This window comes from Micromonospora antibiotica (assembly GCF_017599305.1).
Classification (GTDB): domain Bacteria; phylum Actinomycetota; class Actinomycetes; order Mycobacteriales; family Micromonosporaceae; genus Micromonospora; species Micromonospora antibiotica.
This window is the reverse complement of record NZ_JAGFWR010000022.1, coordinates 92,081-110,187: the sequence shown is the minus strand read 5'-3', so window position 1 is coordinate 110,187 and position 18,107 is coordinate 92,081. Positions and strand designations below refer to the sequence as shown.

The 18,107-nt window shown below is 68.7% G+C and carries 13 protein-coding genes, 1 pseudogene and 1 CRISPR repeat array; of the genes and pseudogenes, 13 read left to right on the top strand and 1 reads right to left on the bottom strand.

The window, feature by feature from the left end; all coding sequences use genetic code 11:
- Positions 1–117: 117 nt before the first annotated feature.
- From JQN83_RS33440 to JQN83_RS26270, 12 genes and pseudogenes are all read left to right on the top strand, one after another.
- A pseudogene (locus JQN83_RS33440) lies at positions 118–435 on the top strand (helicase associated domain-containing protein); the annotation flags it as partial.
- Positions 436–438: 3 nt separating this feature from the next.
- Positions 439–909, top strand: a complete 471-nt coding sequence (locus JQN83_RS33435) for a helicase associated domain-containing protein (RefSeq protein WP_244253267.1) — start codon at positions 439–441, stop codon at positions 907–909.
- On the top strand, positions 906–1,847 hold the full coding sequence (locus tag JQN83_RS26315; RefSeq protein ID WP_208569828.1) for a hypothetical protein: 942 nt from the start codon (positions 906–908) through the stop codon (positions 1,845–1,847). Before JQN83_RS33435 ends, JQN83_RS26315 begins: the two co-directional genes overlap by 4 nt.
- A gap of 147 nt (positions 1,848–1,994) precedes the next feature.
- Positions 1,995–2,633, top strand: a complete 639-nt coding sequence (locus tag JQN83_RS26310) for a hypothetical protein (protein WP_208569827.1) — start codon at positions 1,995–1,997, stop codon at positions 2,631–2,633.
- Between the two features lie 406 nt (positions 2,634–3,039).
- Entirely contained in the window at positions 3,040–4,242 is a 1,203-nt protein-coding gene (locus JQN83_RS26305) for a DUF932 domain-containing protein (RefSeq protein ID WP_244253246.1), read from the top strand.
- 131 nt (positions 4,243–4,373) lie between these two features.
- On the top strand, positions 4,374–4,910 hold the full coding sequence (locus tag JQN83_RS26300; protein WP_208569826.1) for a hypothetical protein: 537 nt from the start codon (positions 4,374–4,376) through the stop codon (positions 4,908–4,910).
- 139 nt (positions 4,911–5,049) lie between these two features.
- Positions 5,050–6,684 (top strand): ParB/RepB/Spo0J family partition protein, encoded by a 1,635-nt coding sequence (locus JQN83_RS26295; protein ID WP_307799737.1) that lies wholly within the window; start codon positions 5,050–5,052, stop codon positions 6,682–6,684.
- A gap of 201 nt (positions 6,685–6,885) precedes the next feature.
- Positions 6,886–7,706: direct repeats of the CRISPR family, unit length 28 nt; unit sequence CTGCTCCCCGCGCATGCGGGGGTGATCC.
- 828 nt (positions 7,707–8,534) lie between these two features.
- Positions 8,535–8,933, top strand: a complete 399-nt coding sequence (locus JQN83_RS26290; protein WP_208569824.1) for a hypothetical protein — start codon at positions 8,535–8,537, stop codon at positions 8,931–8,933.
- 232 nt (positions 8,934–9,165) lie between these two features.
- On the top strand, positions 9,166–9,843 hold the full coding sequence (locus JQN83_RS26285) for a hypothetical protein (RefSeq protein WP_208569823.1): 678 nt from the start codon (positions 9,166–9,168) through the stop codon (positions 9,841–9,843).
- Positions 9,844–10,325: 482 nt separating this feature from the next.
- Positions 10,326–11,228 (top strand): hypothetical protein, encoded by a 903-nt coding sequence (locus JQN83_RS26280; protein ID WP_208569822.1) that lies wholly within the window; start codon positions 10,326–10,328, stop codon positions 11,226–11,228.
- Positions 11,229–11,532: 304 nt separating this feature from the next.
- The gene (locus JQN83_RS26275; protein ID WP_208569821.1) at positions 11,533–12,174 is read left to right on the top strand and encodes a GGDEF domain-containing protein; all 642 of its coding nucleotides are present in this window, start codon (positions 11,533–11,535) and stop codon (positions 12,172–12,174) included.
- A gap of 111 nt (positions 12,175–12,285) precedes the next feature.
- Positions 12,286–12,963 carry a hypothetical protein gene (locus tag JQN83_RS26270; RefSeq protein WP_208569820.1) on the top strand — a complete coding sequence of 226 codons (678 nt, stop codon included), beginning with the start codon at positions 12,286–12,288 and terminating at the stop codon, positions 12,961–12,963.
- 11 nt (positions 12,964–12,974) lie between these two features.
- Here the strand turns inward: JQN83_RS26270 and JQN83_RS26265 are convergent, their stop codons facing one another.
- The gene (locus JQN83_RS26265) at positions 12,975–13,403 is read right to left on the bottom strand and encodes a hypothetical protein (protein ID WP_208569819.1); all 429 of its coding nucleotides are present in this window, start codon (positions 13,401–13,403) and stop codon (positions 12,975–12,977) included.
- A 282-nt stretch (positions 13,404–13,685) separates the two neighbouring features.
- On the opposite strand from JQN83_RS26265, the gene mobF reads away from it, so the two are divergent.
- On the top strand, positions 13,686–17,891 hold the full coding sequence (gene mobF, locus JQN83_RS26260; RefSeq protein WP_208569818.1) for a MobF family relaxase: 4,206 nt from the start codon (positions 13,686–13,688) through the stop codon (positions 17,889–17,891).
- Positions 17,892–18,107: the final 216 nt, after the last annotated feature.

Below are 18,107 nucleotides of genomic sequence, written 5' to 3'. Positions count from 1 at the left end.
TCATCTGCCTCGCCCGACGCCGCTGCGACGTCCTATACGCCATGCTCCGCGACAAGATCCCCTACCAACCCCGCCCCACCAGCCCCGTCCCCGCTTGACGAAACCCATAGGGACACCCCCCCCCGCCACACCACCAACGGCATCCGCCTCGACAACTGGGTTCGCCAACAGCGCTTCACCTATAAGACCGGACGACTATCCCAGGACCGCATCGATGCCCTCAACCGCATCGGCTTCGACTGGGCACCCGTCACCAGGGCCTGGGAACGGGGACTCGCCGCCGCCACCGCCTTCCACGCCGAACACGGCCACCTCAACCCGCCCCACCGGCACACCATCGGCGACGTCAACCTCACCGACTGGCTGATTGCCCAGCGCCACCTCCACCAGAAGGGACGGCTTCCCGCCGACCGGACAGCCGCCCTGACCCAGCTCGGCATGAACTGGGGACGCAAGGTCCGCACCAGCGAGGAATGCTGGCAAGCCGTCCTTGAGTTCTACCGCACCCACGGGCATCTCCGCGTGCCCTCCGGAACCACCATCAATGGTGTCGATGTCTACCTCTGGGTAGTCTCCCGGCGATTCGACTACCAGAAAGGGCGACTCACCTCCGAACGGTTCCGGACACTCACCGATATGGGCATGCAGTGGGACCCGCCGGAGAAACCGTGGCCACGCAAATACGCCGCGGCCACCGCCTACTACCGACGCGAAGGGCACCTCAGGCCACCACCGCGTCACGTCGAGGACGGCGTCAAGCTCACCCAGTGGCTCATCGAACAACGCCGCGTCTACCGCAGCGGCCGTCTGCCACCCGACCGCATCGACGCCCTCAACGCCATTGGCATGCAATGGGACTGGACAAAACCCCCCACACCCACCGACCGCCGCCCCAAGGAGGAATTGTGACACGAGTGAGCGTCGCGCTATTCAATTTTGAAAACGGCGGCCTGCGCGACGGCCAGCACGACCTGCACCCTCTGGTGGACGCATTCCACGACGTCACCACCCCTCCTGCTTTGATCCTGCTCTGTGAAGCGAAAGAGTGGCAGACCCACGGCAACCAGCCCTTGCTCCACGCCGCGGAGCTACTCGCCGATCGGTTCGCCACGCCATACGTCGGTGTTCTCGGCCATGACCCACGCGGCCCCATGCCCCCGGCGATCCTCTATGACCCCACCCTGCTCAGCCTGCGCACCTGGTACGACCCAGACGACCGCTACGCCTTCGACGACAAGCGCAACGTGGCCCGCTTCGCGCTCCGGACCTCCAGCGAACGCCACGACAGCCGTACCGAGTTCCTGGCCTTCATAGCGCACTGGGACGTCCACTGCGGCATCCGCCGCCGGCAGCAGGCCGCTCTCCTCGACCGCTACGGCGCCACACACCTACCCGCCGTTGGCGGAGGCGACCTCAACGCCACCGCGTCCGGCCCACACCTGCCCCAACGCGACTGGACCGTTGCCAATTACCGCGCCCGCCGACAAAAGGGCCAGCGGATGCCCGATGGCACCTGGGTCGCCGATACCGAGGCCGTCGACCATCTCATCGGCCACTGGGACCCCCACACCCGGACCCGCACCGACGGATGCGGCTTCCACTCGATCGCCGAACTCGCCTGGCAGCGCGACCCCGCCACCCCGCTGCTGCCCACTGTCAACGGTGGCGATGACGTGGGTGGGGGCCTCCTGATCGACTGGCTCCTCGTCAACAGGGCCATGCTCGCCCACGTCGTCCCCGACACCTACCGCGTCCACGTACCGTTGGGCCAGCCCTACCCCTCCGACCATCGCCTCGTCACCGCTGACCTTTGCTTCGACACCCTCAACACACCGCCGAGCCTATGAGGCTGCACCTCTGCCCCCACCCTGTCAGAGTCATCTCGACGAAGAAGCCGCCAAGAGCGAAGAGCAGCCCATCGCCCTTGCGCTGGTAAGATCGTCGAAACTTCGGTCGCGCCCGAAGCCTAAGCGGGGTGTACAGGCGCGGATGAGGTGTTGGTTGAAAAGCGGCGGCCGGGGTTGCCGCATCGCCGGCTTGCCGACGATGTCCCGGCCGCCTCAACCGTCAACCGTGACCAGCAGGCGGGGGTTGGCGTGGAGATCCGCAACATCGACGGCCGCCCGCACACCGACATCGCGGGGGCAGCAGAGCTGACCGGCAGGTCGCAGCAGACCGTACGGCTCAAGACCTCCCCCAAAGCCCGCGCCCAGGGTTCCGGCTGGCCCGCGCCGACCCTTCAGGGCAAGAAGGCTTGGTTCGCCGTTGAGGACCTGGAGCACGTCCGAGATGTGGTGATTCCCCGGCTCGCCGAGCTACACCGCGCCCGCGTCCACCACGTATCACTCGAAGGCGACCCAGACGCGCTCATCTCCGCCACCGAATTCCGGGAAATCATCGACCAGCAGAACTGGGGTTGGGGAAAGTACGTCGAGCTCAGCAAGGCCGCCTGGGAATGCGGCGAAGACGGCTACCTTCCGCTGCCAGACAAGCAGGAGCCAGCGCCCGTGCAGGGCGTTGTTCGCTACTGGCGGCGTCACCGCGTACAGGAATGGGTCAACTCCCGGCCGGGAAAAGTCGCTGGGGTGGCCACGCCTGAACCGCCTACCCGCTCCCCCGACGGCACCCCGTAGCAACTGCCGCCTCGCCCGTCCCCCTAAGCCTACGTTCGAGCGCTTGGCGCGGGCCACCTCCCGAGCCGAATCGACCTTCGGCCGATGGCCTCCGGCCAGGGCAGCGTCCCGCCGCTGCACCGCGGCGCCTCGCCGGCGAGGCAGGCTCCGGGAAGGGAGACGTACGCCTTCCCAGCAACCTGCCGCAAGGGCAATCATGGGGTGGGCTGGTTGTCCAGCCACACCCCAAGCTGGACAACCAGCCCACCCCATGATCGATCGATGATCAGGCCGCCGGGAAGTCTCCCGTCCCACGATGGAACGACAGCCATCGCCACTCTCCGCAATCCAACAATTACGCAAGATCACTCAGAATGGCCACTCGTCGGGTCAGTCATCGCGAGATAAATGCTGTATCATTAAATACATGAGGGAGGGGACGGCAACCCCCAATCTCGAAACCAACATCCTCAATCGGAGGGAACCACCCGTGAACGTCGCACTCAATTCGATCCCGCTCACCACCCGAAATGCGATCCTGCCCCACCTGAACGCCATTCTCCAACAACAACACGCGTGCAAGCTGGACATCGTCGCCGGCACCGCCATGCTCCAAGCCGAAGGCTGCCACCTGCGCATCACCGGCGCAGAGCCCATGATCAGCGAGTCCGGCGTCACCCCCGCAGACGGCCTCTACCTGCCCACCGAGATCGGTGACGCGGGAATCGGCGACAAGCTCGGCATCCCCGCCAGCTACCTGCGCAAGACCCGCACCCAGGCACCCAGCCTCTGGGACACCAACGTCAACGGCTGGCTCGACCTGCACCAGGGCAAGCGCTACCTGGCACGGTGCCTCTCCGACGGCAACGGCGGTGGCATCCTGCGCGCATTCCTCAGCGACGGCTACAAGATCATCGACAATCTCGACGTCCTCATGGCGGTGCTGTCGGGCATTCGGGACTCCGGACTGCAGGTGCACTTCTCGTGTGACCTCAGCGAACGCCGCATGGTCGTCCGCGTGTACTCCGAGGCCATCAAATCGCTGGCCCCTGCCCTCCTGGGCAACTACCGCAGCCCCTTCACCGGGGCGACCGGTGCCGACAACCCGACCGTCTTCGCCGGTCTCGTCTTCACCAACAGCGAAACGGGCGGCGGCGCGTTCAGCGTCGTACCCCGGATCGTCGTACAGGTCTGCAACAACGGCGTCACCATCACCAGGGACGCGCTTCGCGCCGTGCACCTGGGGGCCAAGATGGACGAGGGCGCGATCCGCTGGAGCAACGACACCCAGCAGGCCAACCTGACTCTCATCGGCAAGCAGGCCCGCGACGCCGTACGCCGCTTCCTCGACGTCCGGTACGTGCAACGCAAGATCGAAGAGATCGAGGAGAAGGCCGGGCGACGCATCCCCGACCCCGATCACACCATCAAGGTCATCGGCCAGCGACTGCGCTTCACCGAAGACGAGCAGCGACTCATCCTGAACCACTTCATCGACGGCGGGGACCGTACCGCCGGAGGGATCCTGCACGCGGTGACCAGCGCCGCGCAGACCCTCACCGACCCTGACGCCGCGTACGACATGGAAAGCGCCGGGATACGCGCACTGGAGATCGCCGCCATGGCGTGACCTACCTACCGGGGTGCCACCGGCCACCATCGGTGGCACCCCGGTAGGCCGCCGACTCCGATAACTCAGCACGCCCGGCAGCTCGCACCACCGCGAGCAAGGCCGTCACGCTCCCGCACGTTGGAGTAACCATGCCCATGTTCATCGGGCTGCCCCACGGCGTATCGCTGCCCCGCAATCTCGCGGAACCCGACGCCCGGCACCTCGTCACCGTTCTCGCCCGCACCTACCAGTGGACCGGCCCCCTCTTCGGCCGGGCAGAAGTAGCGGCATACCTGCACGATCAGCAGGACCACCCCGACAACGCGTCAACCCTGACGCTTACCGACGCGGACTGGCAACGCATCCGGCAGACCGCCGCCTGGCGGAACCTCGCGAGCACCGCCCGCCGTGCGGTCACCGCAGCCGACACCATCGGCCAGGCCCTACGACAGGCCGGGCTCCGCTGCGCCGAATGCGACTCGCCAGTCACCGGCCCACCCACCGCAACGTGGGGACTCTGCCCGGTCTGCCTCAACAGCGCAAACCTCGCCGAGCTGCAACGCCGGCCGTGCCCAGCCGGAGACGGCGAAACACCGCACGGCTGGGGCGACGGCACCTGCACCAACTGCGCCATGCCTGCGCCGGTGAGCCGATCCCGCCTCACGGCCGTCGTCACCGCAGCCTGACCAACACCGGCAACCCCACAGCACCCCACGCCGTACCGCCGCCGGGTGACACATGGCGGCGAACCTACGACCACCGGCGCGGTCTGGACGGCAACCAGCCGCGACGGAACCCCAACACCTACAACGAAAGGCACGAACCGTGCTGACCGAAGCGACACCTGCACCGCAGACCACCCCGCCGGATCACGGCCCGGCCGAGGCGGACGTCCGCCTCACCGACCAGCCGGCCGCGACCACCGTCGACGAAGCTGGCGAGAGCGCACCGAACCTGCCCGGCCGGTACCGCCTCGTCAAGGTGACGGACCTCCGTCCCAACCCGGACAACGTCCGCGACGACGCACAGGCGCTGCCCGGCATCGTCGAGAACCTTCGAGAAGACGGCGTACGCGGCTTGGTCTCCGCACTCACCGTGACACCTATCGGTGCGGACTCCGAAGGCCCCTACCTGATCGTCGACGGTGAGCAGCGCTACTGGTCCGCCATCGAAGCCAACCAGGAATACGTACCCGCCATCATCCGCGACGACCTGGCGGAGAACCGCGAGCAGCTCATCAGCATGCTGCGGCAGGTCCACCGCAAGGACCCCACGGCAACCCAGCAGGCCCGGGGCATCCAACAACTCGCCCTCGACGGCATGGACGACAACGACATCGCCCGCCGCACCGGCTACGACCGCGAACAGGTACGCGCCGGACGGCAACTCGCCACCCTGGACAAAAACACCACCGACCGCACCCATGCCCTCGGCCTCGACCTGACCCAGGTGGCGGCCCTCGCCCAGTTCGCCGACCGACCCGACTGGATCGAGCACCTCCTGGAGCAAGCCGAAGAAGGCCCCTTCGCCTTCGCCCGCGCAGTGGAACGCACCCGACGTACCCGCGCAGCCCTCGACGCTCAGACCAGCCGCCACGCCGCACTCACCGAAGCCGGGATCGCCACCCTCGCCACCCGCCCCGCGTACGCCGACAGCACGGTCAAGGAGGTCACCGATCTACGCGACGCCGACGGGCAGCGCATCGACGCCGAAACACACCTCGAGTGTCCCGGCCACGCCGTCTTCCTGTCGATCGAGCACGACGAGCTGACCGAGACCGCCTACTGCACCAGCTGGCACGCCAACGGGCACACCCTGCCCGCCTACCTCACGCCATCGACCCGCAGCGGACCCATGAGCGAACAGGAGAAGGCAGAACGACGCCGCGTGATCGAGAACAACAAGGCCATGGACATCGCCAACACGGTACGTCGCGAGTGGTTGACCACGTTCCTGACGGCCAAGACCCCACCCAAGGGCACCGCGAAGCTGCTCGCCGAAGCCCTCGCCGACTCCGGATACATCCTGTCCACGTGGATCAACGGCGGCCGGAGGATGCTCGACGAACTCCTCTACCCGGGTAAGGCCAAGCGGGCCGGCATGAAGCGGGTTCCCGCTCGAGGCAACGACGGACGGTACGCGGTGATCTCCCTCGCCGCCATCGCCGCCGCGAACGAGAGCGGCATCAGCAGAAGCTCATGGCGGGTGGCCGACCCAGGAGTCGCGAACTGGCTGCGGTGGTGCGTCACCAACGGCTTCCAACTCAGCGAGGTCGAACAGCTCATCCTCGACACCGCCGACGGGCGCGCAAAGCAGCACGCTGACGTCACGGCCGCCGTATCGCAGTCCGCGCCGCATCCGGGCACGTCCAAGACGGACACCGTCGAACGCAGCGCGGCGGGCGATGACTCGCCTGGGGTCGATGCGGATGGGTTTGTCGGTTCGGCTCCCGTCGTCTGATCCTGTCAGGCGGGGGTCAGCCAGGCTTCGGCCCGGCTGGCCCTCGCCGCACCAACTCCATCAACGGGTCCGAGTTGACTACCATGCTGTACGTCAGCGGGGACCTCAACCAGCGGAGCCAGGACCGACCACGTGAACGGGCCGCCAACCAAAGTGAATAAAAACAGCGTAGTTGATCTTTAGTGCCGCAGGTCAAGAAGTCTGCTCCCCGCGCATGCGGGGGTGATCCCGCCAAGGACCGCAACGCCGACGCGTTTATCAACTGCTCCCCGCGCATGCGGGGGTGATCCCAAGCGGAACCCGGCCTACGGCCTGGCGGAGGCCTGCTCCCCGCGCATGCGGGGGTGATCCCAGGCGCTCGTACTCGACGTCGATCGGGTCCTTCTGCTCCCCGCGCATGCGGGGGTGATCCCAGCTCTCGCCAATTGCTCATCGCTCATCAGCACTGCTCCCCGCGCATGCGGGGGTGATCCCGTTCCGCCGTCGCGGCCGGTGCCGTCGCAAGCCTGCTCCCCGCGCATGCGGGGGTGATCCGCATTCCGATTTTCTCGGGCGGCGCGACCCTGGCTGCTCCCCGCGCATGCGGGGGTGATCCCAGGTGATTCGCCGACGAGTAGGCCAGTCGCGGCTGCTCCCCGCGCATGCGGGGGTGATCCGTCGTACAGGGTGCTGTCGCCCCCGCGCTTCGCCTGCTCCCCGCGCATGCGGGGGTGATCCCGTTTGGCGCAGTCCCTCTGCCTTAAATCCGTCCTGCTCCCCGCGCATGCGGGGGTGATCCCGCGTCGGCCAGCCAGGCGTGCACCGCGGTGCCCTGCTCCCCGCGCATGTGGGGGTGATCCCGACGCCGGGGTGAGCCCGGCCTGACCGCTGGCCTGCTCCCCGCGCATGCGGGGGTGATCCCGCGGTCATCGGCTTCCTCATCGCGCTGCTGTGCTGCTCCCCGCGCATGCGGGGGTGATCCCTCGACGGCGTCGTCGCCGGCGAAGTTGTGCGCCTGCTCCCCGCGCATGTGGGGGTGATCCCATGGTCGACTCCTACATCCGGCCGGCGACCGGCTGCTCCCCGCGCTGCGGGGGTGATCCGTACGCCAAGAAGCCCTGGATGTCGGCGTTCAACTGCTCCCCGCGCATTCGGGGGTGGTCGGCTGGCGGATGGCGATCCCGTGCGCCTACCGGCGGTGGCGCGCACCTGGCTGTCCGTACGAGTGGAGTTGGTCTTGGGCGTGGCGTCGACCTGTGGCCTCGACCCGGCAGGGTTTTCGCGTTGAGCCGATCACACCCCTTCACTCAGTTCGCCGAGGCGATCGACTTGGCGTCCGCCCCGCTGGGAGGCCGATTTCCGCATCGACCCGCTGGAGAAGTTCGGCGGCCTGCCTGCCGAACCAATGCCGCACTTCAGCTGGGAGACTTCCACGATCAGTGCGGACGACGTCGGGACACCGACGACGGCGAATCGTCACCGCCGCAACCGCCGTCCCGACCACTTACGGACCTACCGCCGCTCCTGCCGTGGTGGGGGCCGCAAGAACGCAGCCGGTAGCGACACCAGCCTGCTCTTGGTCGCCCGCCCGGCACCGAACGCGTGCGCCGGCACGGGCTTGCGCTCCGGGCATCGCACGTAACCCGGAAAAACACTCCTGTCCTCGGCTCGTCGCACTCCGGACCGTTGCTCCCGCGGTCACCGGCCGGGCCGGGCAGCCCGGGTGTCCCGGCACTCTTCGCAGCCGGCCCGCCCTGCCAGCTCCGCATCCACCAGGCCAGGCCCGTACGACAGCCTTAAATAAGGTGTATAGTAATTACAACATCGGGGATGGCGAACCCCCGACGGCAGCAAACCACACAGGAGTTCACATGCCGACCCAGCCGAACACCGGACCTGCAACAGCAACCGCCTGGCCGCTCGACTCGAAGGACGACCTCGCGCGGATACTCGATCGCGACGGCCGCTGGCGGCTCTTCCGAGACAACAACCCGCACGGCCTCCGGCTCGATGCCCACGGAAACCGATGGAGCCTCACCCGGGAGCACTACACCCGGACCACGACCGCCAGCGGCGAACGATGGGAACTGGTCGGCGAACCTTCGCCGACCTGCCTCGGCGGCTGGGACACCCAACGCCAGGAGTACGTCGCCCGGCGGTTGCCCGCCGGCACGGTGATCGCCAGCGGCGACACCCAGTACGGGGTCCTGGCTCGCGCCGCTCGCCGGTGCCTACCGAACGCGCGGCATCCCACGAGGTCCGGCGGGTAGGACAGGTGAAGTCACACAGCGACGATCCAGGCGGCGACCGGGGGGTTAGTTTGGCGAACTCCCCCCGACCGCCTGGCGTCCGACGCCACACAGGCCCCAAGAGCCATCACCGCCGGACACGTGCCCGCCATCGTACGACAGCGTCTGCACACGCTTGCTCAACGTGACCCGGCAACCCACCCGGCACCCGGCCATCCGGTCCACCACCCGGCGCGTGCGGCATCATCACCTCATGCCCACCCGCTCCCCCGACCCCGATCTCGTCAACCGGGCCGAAGCAGCAGCGATCCTCGGCATCTCCGTCAGCCGCCTCGACCGGCTGTACCACGATCGCTCCACCACCGGCTTCCCGTCCCGCGCGGACGACGGCCGCTCGTGGCACCGCAGCGACATCACCCGGTATCGACCCCCGGCGGAGCAGGTCACCCGAAGCGCCCAGGCCAGCATCGACCGCTCCGGCGACCCCGACGAACTGGTGGACGCCGCCACGGCAGCCCAGATCCTCGGCTACCGGGAACGCAGTGCCCTGCACGGCAACAACCCGGTGTGGCTACGGCTGAAGGAATGCGCCGACGACGTGTCACTGACCCCCGGAGGGCGCAGCCGCAGACGCTGGAAGCGCAGCACCGTCTGGACCATCGCCGAGAGCCGCATCGGCAGAGGAGGCACCAGCGCGACTGCGGGCCGGCCGGCAGGCACCCCCACCGGGCACCCCGATCGCTCCGGCGACCCGGACGAACTCGTCGGACGAGCCGAAGCCGCCCGGGTACTCGGCTATAGCCACCCCAACGCGCTCCCACCCCAGGCCTTGGACCGCGCCGACGAGCAGAGCACCGGGCCGAGTGGACGCCGCCGGCTCCGCTGGCGGCGGAAAACCCTGTGGACCATGCTCGACGAACGCGGCGCCTGAGCACACCGCCGTCACAAACCCATCCGCCGGTACGCGCCGCAGCCATCCGGCCTCACCGTCACGGCCCTGGCGGGCCGCATAACCGGAAGCGGCCTGCGGCCGCACTGTTCGAACCCCCTCCTTCCAACGGTGGGGCCGGGACAGGCTAGCGGCGTGCTCGCTCCGGTCAAGTCCGGGCGCGGCTCGGAAACATCATGCACACCCCGCATGATCTTTCCTCGAAACCCCGCGCCCGGACTTGACCTCCACTGCGCGCGCCACGGTCGAGCAAGCTCGCCCCCACCGCCGAAAGAAGTGGGGGGCGCATCAGCTGCCGACCCCCGCACCGTCCGAGGCGCAACCGGCGGACCCGAACATCAAGACCATCTGAAAAAGCCTGCCGGCAGAGGCGAGCCGACTTGTAATGGTGTATAGTAATAGTTGTTCAGGAGGGGACGGCGAACCCCCTCCCGACGCCACACAAACCCGAGGAAAGAGGGCTCATGAGCAGGCACGACCTCACACCCCTACCGCAGTTCGCGCGCCACGAAGTGGCCGTCGGCTGGGACCGGCCGCTGCGCACGTACTTCGCCGTCGTCACGGACCCCGACATCGACGACGAGATCGCCGAGGATGCAACGCCCCTGCACCTCGGAGCAGCCGAACAGGTCACCGACCCGGCCGTGATCATCGAAGCCGTCCGCCCGTACGCCCACATCCCCGACGACCTGCACGCCACATTGCAGGCGGATCGCGACCGGGAGGGCCTGGGACACTCGAACCACCACGTCTTCTTCACCACCTCGGAGGACACCAGATCCGCCCCGCCGTCGCATTGCCCGACACAGCAACACACCGGCAACCTGCCCGAACGTCCAGAACCGAGCCGACACGAGGGCACCGGCAGCCGGCAACCGCTCGCCCTGCTACACCGGCCCACGATCGGCGGACTCGTCGTACCGTGGATCACCGTCCACATGCCGGACGGCCGCTACCGGTTCGGCGCGATCGACGCCCACCGCCTCACGGCATGCCTGCACGACCAACGCTGCCAGATCTGCGGCCGGCCAACCCACTCGCCGTTCGTGTTCGCCATGCGCGACGTCGACATCGCCCGTCTCATCGCCCCCGAACCGCCGATGCACGCCGAGTGCGCCACCTACAGCGCCACCGCCTGCCCGATGCTCGCCGGCAGGATGCCCCGATACCGCGATGACCAGGCAGACGACCCCACCGCCTCCGGCGACCCGGACAGCGCCCGCGCCGGGCACCCGGCACACCCGTGGCACCTGCTCTGGGCGAAGACGTACCGCCCAATCGTCGACCTACGCACGCAACAGCCGGCCGCACGGATCGCGCCCGGCGACGTCCTCCGCGTCCGGCCCATAACAGAGCCGACCACCTGAACCACCACCTGCGGAGCCCGGCGGTGAACCAACTGCGACCGCCGGGCCCCGCAGGTGACCAACCTCCACACCGAGGACGCCGCGTCGCCAACGAAGGTCGCCCAGAGTGACTGGCCGACCGCACCGGCCCGGCATCGGGCGCCCGTGCGGTGAACACCTGGTCGACGACGCGGGCCCCGCCGAGCGACCCGCTGCGAACCACTCCGGCGATCAACCGACCAAAGTTGCTGTATAGAAACAGCCATTTTCTGCGGGACGGCGAACCCCGCACCAACACCACACACCCCAGGCAAGGGAGTAGTCCATGCCGAGATCGGCCACTCTCGCACTCCTGTTCAGTACGAGTTGCTGTTGCCTCCTGCTCATCGCGTACAGCCTGCGGCTACGCGGCCACCTGGCCGCCGCCCGCCACGAAGCCCGCCACGACGAACTGACCGGCCTCCCCAACCGCCGCGCCATGCTCGCCCACCTCGACCAGGTGCTCAGCAACCCCGCCCACCGGGTCGCCGTGCTCCTACTCGACCTCGACCGTTTCAAGGACGTCAACGACGAATACGGCCATGCCGCCGGAGACTTCGTCCTCCGCCACGTCGCCGTCGCACTCGTCCGAGCCGCACCACCCCGAACCATCGTCGGACGGATGAGCGGAGACGAGTTCCTCATCATCGTCGACGGTGACGCCGACACCGCCCGCTCCTGCGCCCAAGCCGCCGCCAACGCGCTCGCCAACGCAACGATCACACTGCGCTGGCAGCCATTCCACTGCCACGCCAGCATCGGCCTCGCCACCGCCGGCCCCGGCCACCGTGCCGCAACCGAACTCCTGGCACAGGCAGACGCCGCCATGTACGCGGCCAAGCAGGCAGGCGGAGGCGTCCGCGAATACCACCCAGACCTGACCGACCTCAGCAGGCGCACCGACAACGACCGGCGGCGCTTCCGATAAGCCGCCGACCCGACGTTGCCCGGCCGCGCGATGTGGCCGGGCAACGCGGACCAGCGCCACCGCGCCGGACACCGCCGATCCCGCTCTCCCTCACACGCAAAGGACATCGCCGTGAGCGCTCTCCGCCCCGCCGAACGCGTCATCATCGCCCACGTCTGCCAGGACTGGGCAGCCACGTACCACTCCGGGCCGCTGAGGCTCACCATCAACGACACCGTCCGCTACCTCAGCGACGGACACCTGGAAGACCTCACCGCGCGGCACGGCCGGAAGGCCATCTGGCAGGCCGTCGCGGCACACCTCCAGGACCACCCCGCCACCCTGACCACACCCCGCACCACCGCTCAACAACGCGACCAGCGCCAAACCGAACGCGACGCCCGCGCCGCCGCGCACCTCGACGCGGCCCGCCACCACCACCGCCAGGAACTCCCCTTCGAAGCCCTCGCACTCATCGACCGCGCAGAAATGTGCTCGCCCCGGTTCACCGACTTCGACAAGTACCGGGCCACCGTCCACCGCAGGTTCCCGCTGATCGTCACCACCCGCACCGACGGAACCGACCTGCGGTACCGGCACACGCTTACCGTCGCGAGCCACATCCCCGGCGCACCCGTCGCCTACCACGGGACGCACCAACGGCTATGGGTCTACCCGGGAAGGAAGGTCATCGAAGGACCCTGGCCCGCCGCCATCCCCGAGCAATGCACCGCCGACGAAACGGCCAGCCGCTGGCTCGCCCACCACACCGTCCTGGTGTGCACCGGATGCGGACTCGACATGACCTGACCGAAGACCAGTCACCCACCAACCGCCGCACCGGCGGAGGACTCCCCACCTGCGACCGGACCCACGCGTGGTGCAGCGTCCTCCGTCGGAGCCCGGCCCCGACGTCGCGACACCACCGCCCCCGTCTGCGCGATCCGCTCCCGCACAACCTTCCCGTCAAAGCCACGCCGCAACGCCCGCACCCTACTCACGTCGAGACCCGCCAACTCGGCGGCCAACCCGTCGTCACGGAGCACCGTCGCCAACACCACCACCGACAACTCATGCGCTGCCCTCGCCTCCTGCACCTCCCCGTCGAGCCTCGCCACCAACTCACGACGCCGCTCCACCACGTCCGCCAACGCCGCCCCTGCCTGCTCGACCGCCCGCACCGCGCGCCGCTCCACCTCCTGCCGCGCCCGAAGAGCACGAACCGCGTCATTCCCCGTTCTACTCGCCATACGACGACCGTAACGACCACCCATCGCCAACGACACAGCCTCCACCACAGGAATCTGCCAATTCGTTCGAATGCAGCCGCAATCCCAGGATCCACCCTCGATTCCCACCCGGACAATCTGCACCGCCTGCCACCTGCAACAACAACCGAACAACCGCACTTTGCAATTCTCAAGGCGATACACCCTCTTGCATTCTTCCCCGCAGCAATGAAGTTGATCTTCTACGGTTTCAGCATGTTGTCCATCACGAGAATCTCGCCCGGCAGCTGATACCGGTACGTGATGGAGCAGGTCGCGGCCGGCCGGCACGACATGCGCGCCCCCGCCGACAACGGTCCGACCCCCTACTACGTGGACCCGACCGCCCGCGGCGAGAGCCCCGGTTGGTGGGCCGGTGACGGTGCCGTCGTGCTGGGCATGAGCGGCCCGGTTGCCGAAGAACAGATGCGGTTCCTCGTCGGTCAGGGCCGTCACCCTCGATCCGGCTACCAGCTGGGGCAGCGGTGGCGTACCTACGCACCGCAGACCGACGCGACCCGGGCTGCCGCCGCCCAGCGCGCGCTACTGGCCCTCCCGGACGACGCGACGATCGAACAACGCGACAAGGTCTGGCACGACGCCATGACCGCGCCGGAACGCCGGGCGGTATCCGCTTTCGACGTCACCGTGTCACCGGTCAACAGTGTGTCGCTGCTCTGGGCCTTCGGCGACGCCGAAGTCAAACGGGACGTCATGGCGGCGCACCACGCCGGCGTCCGCATCGCGCTCGACCACCTGCAACGGCACGGCGCGTACGCCCGCGCCGGGGCTGGTGGCGTACGCCAACTCGACACCGCCGGCCTGGCCACCATGGTCTTCGACCACCGACTCAGCCGTGAACGCGACCCACAACTACACGCGCACATCGTGGTCAGTGCCAAGGTTCTCGCCCACTCCCACGACGGGTCAACCCAATGGCTCGCGCTCGACGGCCGCGCCTTCTACCGGGCAGCGATCGGCGCCCGTGTCGCCTATGAACGCGCGATCGAGGTCGAGCTACGCCGACGACGCGGGGTCACCTTCGCAGCCCGCCCCGGCTCCGGCATCCGGGAGATCGTCGGCATCAGCGACGAGTCCATCCGCCACTACGCCAAGCGCCGCACCGCCATCACCCAGGCGATCCGCCGGCAGGCGAACCCGCAGCACCGGATGTCCTCCCGCCGCTGGCGGGCCCGGGCGCAGGATGCCACCCTGCGCACCCGCCGACCGCACAGGGGCGCAGAGTCGACCGACGACGCCGTACGCCGGTGGCGCGCTGAAGACCGCAGGCATGGCCTGGACACCACCGGCCAGGTCCGCCGACTCCTCGCCGGCCGGGCCCGCGACACGACCGCCGTGACCGCTACCCGCGTCCTCCAACTGGCCCGACGTACCGCGGATGCCCCGAACGCAGTCGATGAGGCGATGCTGCACGACGCCGCCGTACGACTGGGCGTACCGCCAGCTCACCGCGAGCGAGTCCTCGCCGCCGCCGTCCGCGCCGACGACCGAATGGCCGTCGCCCGTGCCGTGCACACCCTCAGCCGAGAGCGTGCCGTCTTCACCCTCGACCACCTCGAACTGGCCGTCGGCCGGGTCCTCGACATCACGGCCGGCGGGTCACCGGCCGACGACTGGCGACGGGTCCAACGCCTCGCCGTCACCGCCATCACTGATCAGAGCGCCGGCCTGCGGGTCCTCACCCCACCGGCACTCGTGCAGTGGGGACCTAGCCTGCAACGCGGCAGCGACCGGCACAGCGAATACACCCGCCACCGGGACCTGCACCTCACGACCCGCAGCGTCCTCGCCGCCGAGCAACAGGTCATCAGCTACGCCCGGCAACGAGGTGCACGCCCCGCACCGGCCAGGGTCATCGACGCCGTCATCGACCAGACCGAGCTGACCGACGAGAAGGCAGAGATCCTGCGCTTCCTCATCGGAGACCGCCGCGTCACCGGCGTCATCGGCCCCGCCGGAACCGGAAAGACACATCTGCAACGGGCCGTTGTCGCAGCCGCAGCCAGCGCCGACGTACCCGTGCTCGGCCTCACCACCAGCCAGTCCGCCGCGAACCTCCTCGCCGACGCGACCCGCCAACCCGACGGCACCACCCTGCGTACGGAAAACACCGCCCGGTGGTTCCACGCCCAGCGTCGGCCGCCACCCGGATCGGTGGCCCGCGACTGGCGGTTCGCCCCCGGACAGTGGGTCATCATCGACGAGGCGTCGCAGGTCTCCAGCCACGACCTGGCCCGCCTCACGGTCCAACTCGACCAGGTACGCGGAAAGCTCATCCTCGTCGGCGACCCCCAACAGACCTCCGCCGTCGGCCCCGGCGGCCTCCTGCGCTATCTGGCCACCCTCGGCGTCACCCGCTCCCTCACCCATGCGCACCGGTTCACCCACCCCTGGGAAGGCCCGGCATCCCTGCGGCTACGCCACGGCGACCCCACCGTCCTCGCCGAATACGACGAGCGCGGACGCCTCATCGGCGGTCACCGTAGTGACCTCGTCGACCAGATGCTCTCCCGCTGGCTCGCCGACACCACCGCCGGACACCGCAGCATGATCCTCGTCGGCACCAACGACGAAGCCATCGCCGTCGCCGAACGTGCCCGCGCGCTGCGCATCGCCGCCGGCCACATCCAACCCGGCCCGTCGGTCCGCCTCCGCGACGGAGTCGCCGCCAGCGTCGGCGACATCATCGTCACCCGCCGCAACGACCGACGGATCGCCGCGGGCCCCGGCTACGTCACCAACCGGGACCAGTGGCGCATCGACGCCATCACCGGCGACGGGCAAGTCCACGTCACCAACGCACTGACCGGAACCGCCGCCGTGCTGCCCGCCGCGTACACCGCCCGACACACCCACCTTGCCTACGCCCAGACCGCCGACTCGGCGCAAGGACAGACCGTGGACACCGCCCGCGCGCTCATCGACGACAACACCTCACTGGCCCGGGTCTACGTCATGCTCACCCGCGCCCGCACGCTCAACGAGGCGTATGTCGTCACCGACGACGAACCGCGCGAAGGAACACCGCCCGCCCCGCCGACCGCCCGCGTCGCCGTGCTCGCCGACATCATCCGCCGAGTGATTCCAGACCGCTCCGCCATCGAGACCGAACAACAGCTCTGGGCCGATGTCGACGCGCTGCACAGCTGGACCCCGATCTATGACGATCTGCTCGCACGGGCCCACATACCCGCGTACCTTGCCACCGTCCGGCAGCTCTACGGCCCCGCGCTCGCCGAACGGCTCAGCCGCGACCTCGCGCTACCAGCGCTCATCAGCAAGCTCACCACGTACGCCACCGCTGGCCACGAGCCCCACGACCTGCTCCGCCGGGTCCTGCGTATGCGCGAACTGGACACCGCCGACGACATCGCCGCCGTCCTGTGCTGGCGGCTCGACCGGCTCATGCGGCACACCACCGCCGACCCCAACATCGCCGAGCGCGCCGACCAGTGGCTTACCTACGCGGAACGGCTTCCCGACGGTCTCACCGGTGACGTCGGTGATGCGCTACGCCAGGTCGCCGCAGTCTGCGACCGCCGCAGCGAAGCGCTCGCCCGCCTCACCGCCGAGACTCGCCCCGCCTGGAGTCTCGCTCTCGGCGACATCCCCGCCGACGACGCCGGCCGACGCCAATGGGTCACCCGGGCGGGCGTCGTCGCCGCCTACCGCGACACCTACCGACTCAGCAGCGCACATCCCATCGGCCCCGAACCGCCGAGCAACGACATCACCCGATGGAACGCCTGGCACCGCGCCCGGCTCGTCCTCGGCGCCGCCACCCTCGCCGGGCGACTCACCATCGCACCCGACGCCGAGCTCACCCGCCTCGTCACGGCACTGCATGCCGCTGATCGCGCGGCACCGGCCTACGTCGGGGATGAACTACGGGCCAGTCACCGCACGCTCACCGATGCCCAACGCCACCGCTACGAACTCGCGCAACAACTCGTCACCCTCGAAGAGAACCAGCGCGCTGCCGGCAATCACGTCCAACGGTTGCAGCCGCGCTGGTGGCATCGCGGCGCGCCGCGTGCTCGAAGAGTTGCGGCGCAGCGCAGTCTGAGCGCCTACGCCACCACGGTCGCAACCCAAGTAGGTCACCTGCAAGGGGAGCTCGACACCGCCGATCGTCAGATTCTGGGCCTCAAGCAACGGATAACCATCGTCGAGGCTGACCACGCCGTATGGAAGCGCTGGTACGCCGACGCTCTCCCCACGCGGTACGCCGGGCTTGCTGCCGCCGCTGAGCAAGCCCGGCGTGCCGTCAGTCGCAATAGTCGCCTCGCCGATGCGGTATCTGCCACCACAGCCCGCGTCCAGGCCGTCCACGACACCCGCCCAACGCCCCGCAGCAGGCCCGTGCCAGAGCACCTTCGTCAACACGCGCACGACGCACAGCAGCGCGTCACTACCGATCCCCAAAGCATCGAGACGGACGTTGACTGAAATGCCCCTTGGCTTGGATGAATTCTGCTCCAGGGTCGCCACTACGTCGTCCTCGACCTCGGCCAGCATAATCGTGGACACCCCGGCCCCTGTTCATCGATCAGGCCGTTCAACCACAACGCAAAAACTGCCGCCGCCATATTCTCACCGCGGACAGATGAACGCCCAGGTCGGTGGCCGTCTCGACGTTCGACCCGCCTCGGTGCACATAAGGAT

Coding starts and splice junctions, on each gene's coding strand:
- JQN83_RS33435 (WP_244253267.1), top strand. CDS start 439: ATGAACTGGGGACGCAAGGTCCGCACCAGCGAGGAATGCTGGCAAGCC.
- JQN83_RS26305 (WP_244253246.1), top strand. CDS start 3,040: ATGAGGGAGGGGACGGCAACCCCCAATCTCGAAACCAACATCCTCAAT.
- JQN83_RS26300 (WP_208569826.1), top strand. CDS start 4,374: ATGCCCATGTTCATCGGGCTGCCCCACGGCGTATCGCTGCCCCGCAAT.
- JQN83_RS26290 (WP_208569824.1), top strand. CDS start 8,535: ATGCCGACCCAGCCGAACACCGGACCTGCAACAGCAACCGCCTGGCCG.
- JQN83_RS26285 (WP_208569823.1), top strand. CDS start 9,166: ATGCCCACCCGCTCCCCCGACCCCGATCTCGTCAACCGGGCCGAAGCA.
- JQN83_RS26280 (WP_208569822.1), top strand. CDS start 10,326: ATGAGCAGGCACGACCTCACACCCCTACCGCAGTTCGCGCGCCACGAA.
- JQN83_RS26275 (WP_208569821.1), top strand. CDS start 11,533: ATGCCGAGATCGGCCACTCTCGCACTCCTGTTCAGTACGAGTTGCTGT.
- JQN83_RS26265 (WP_208569819.1), bottom strand. CDS start 13,403: ATGGCGAGTAGAACGGGGAATGACGCGGTTCGTGCTCTTCGGGCGCGG.
- mobF (WP_208569818.1), top strand. CDS start 13,686: ATGGAGCAGGTCGCGGCCGGCCGGCACGACATGCGCGCCCCCGCCGAC.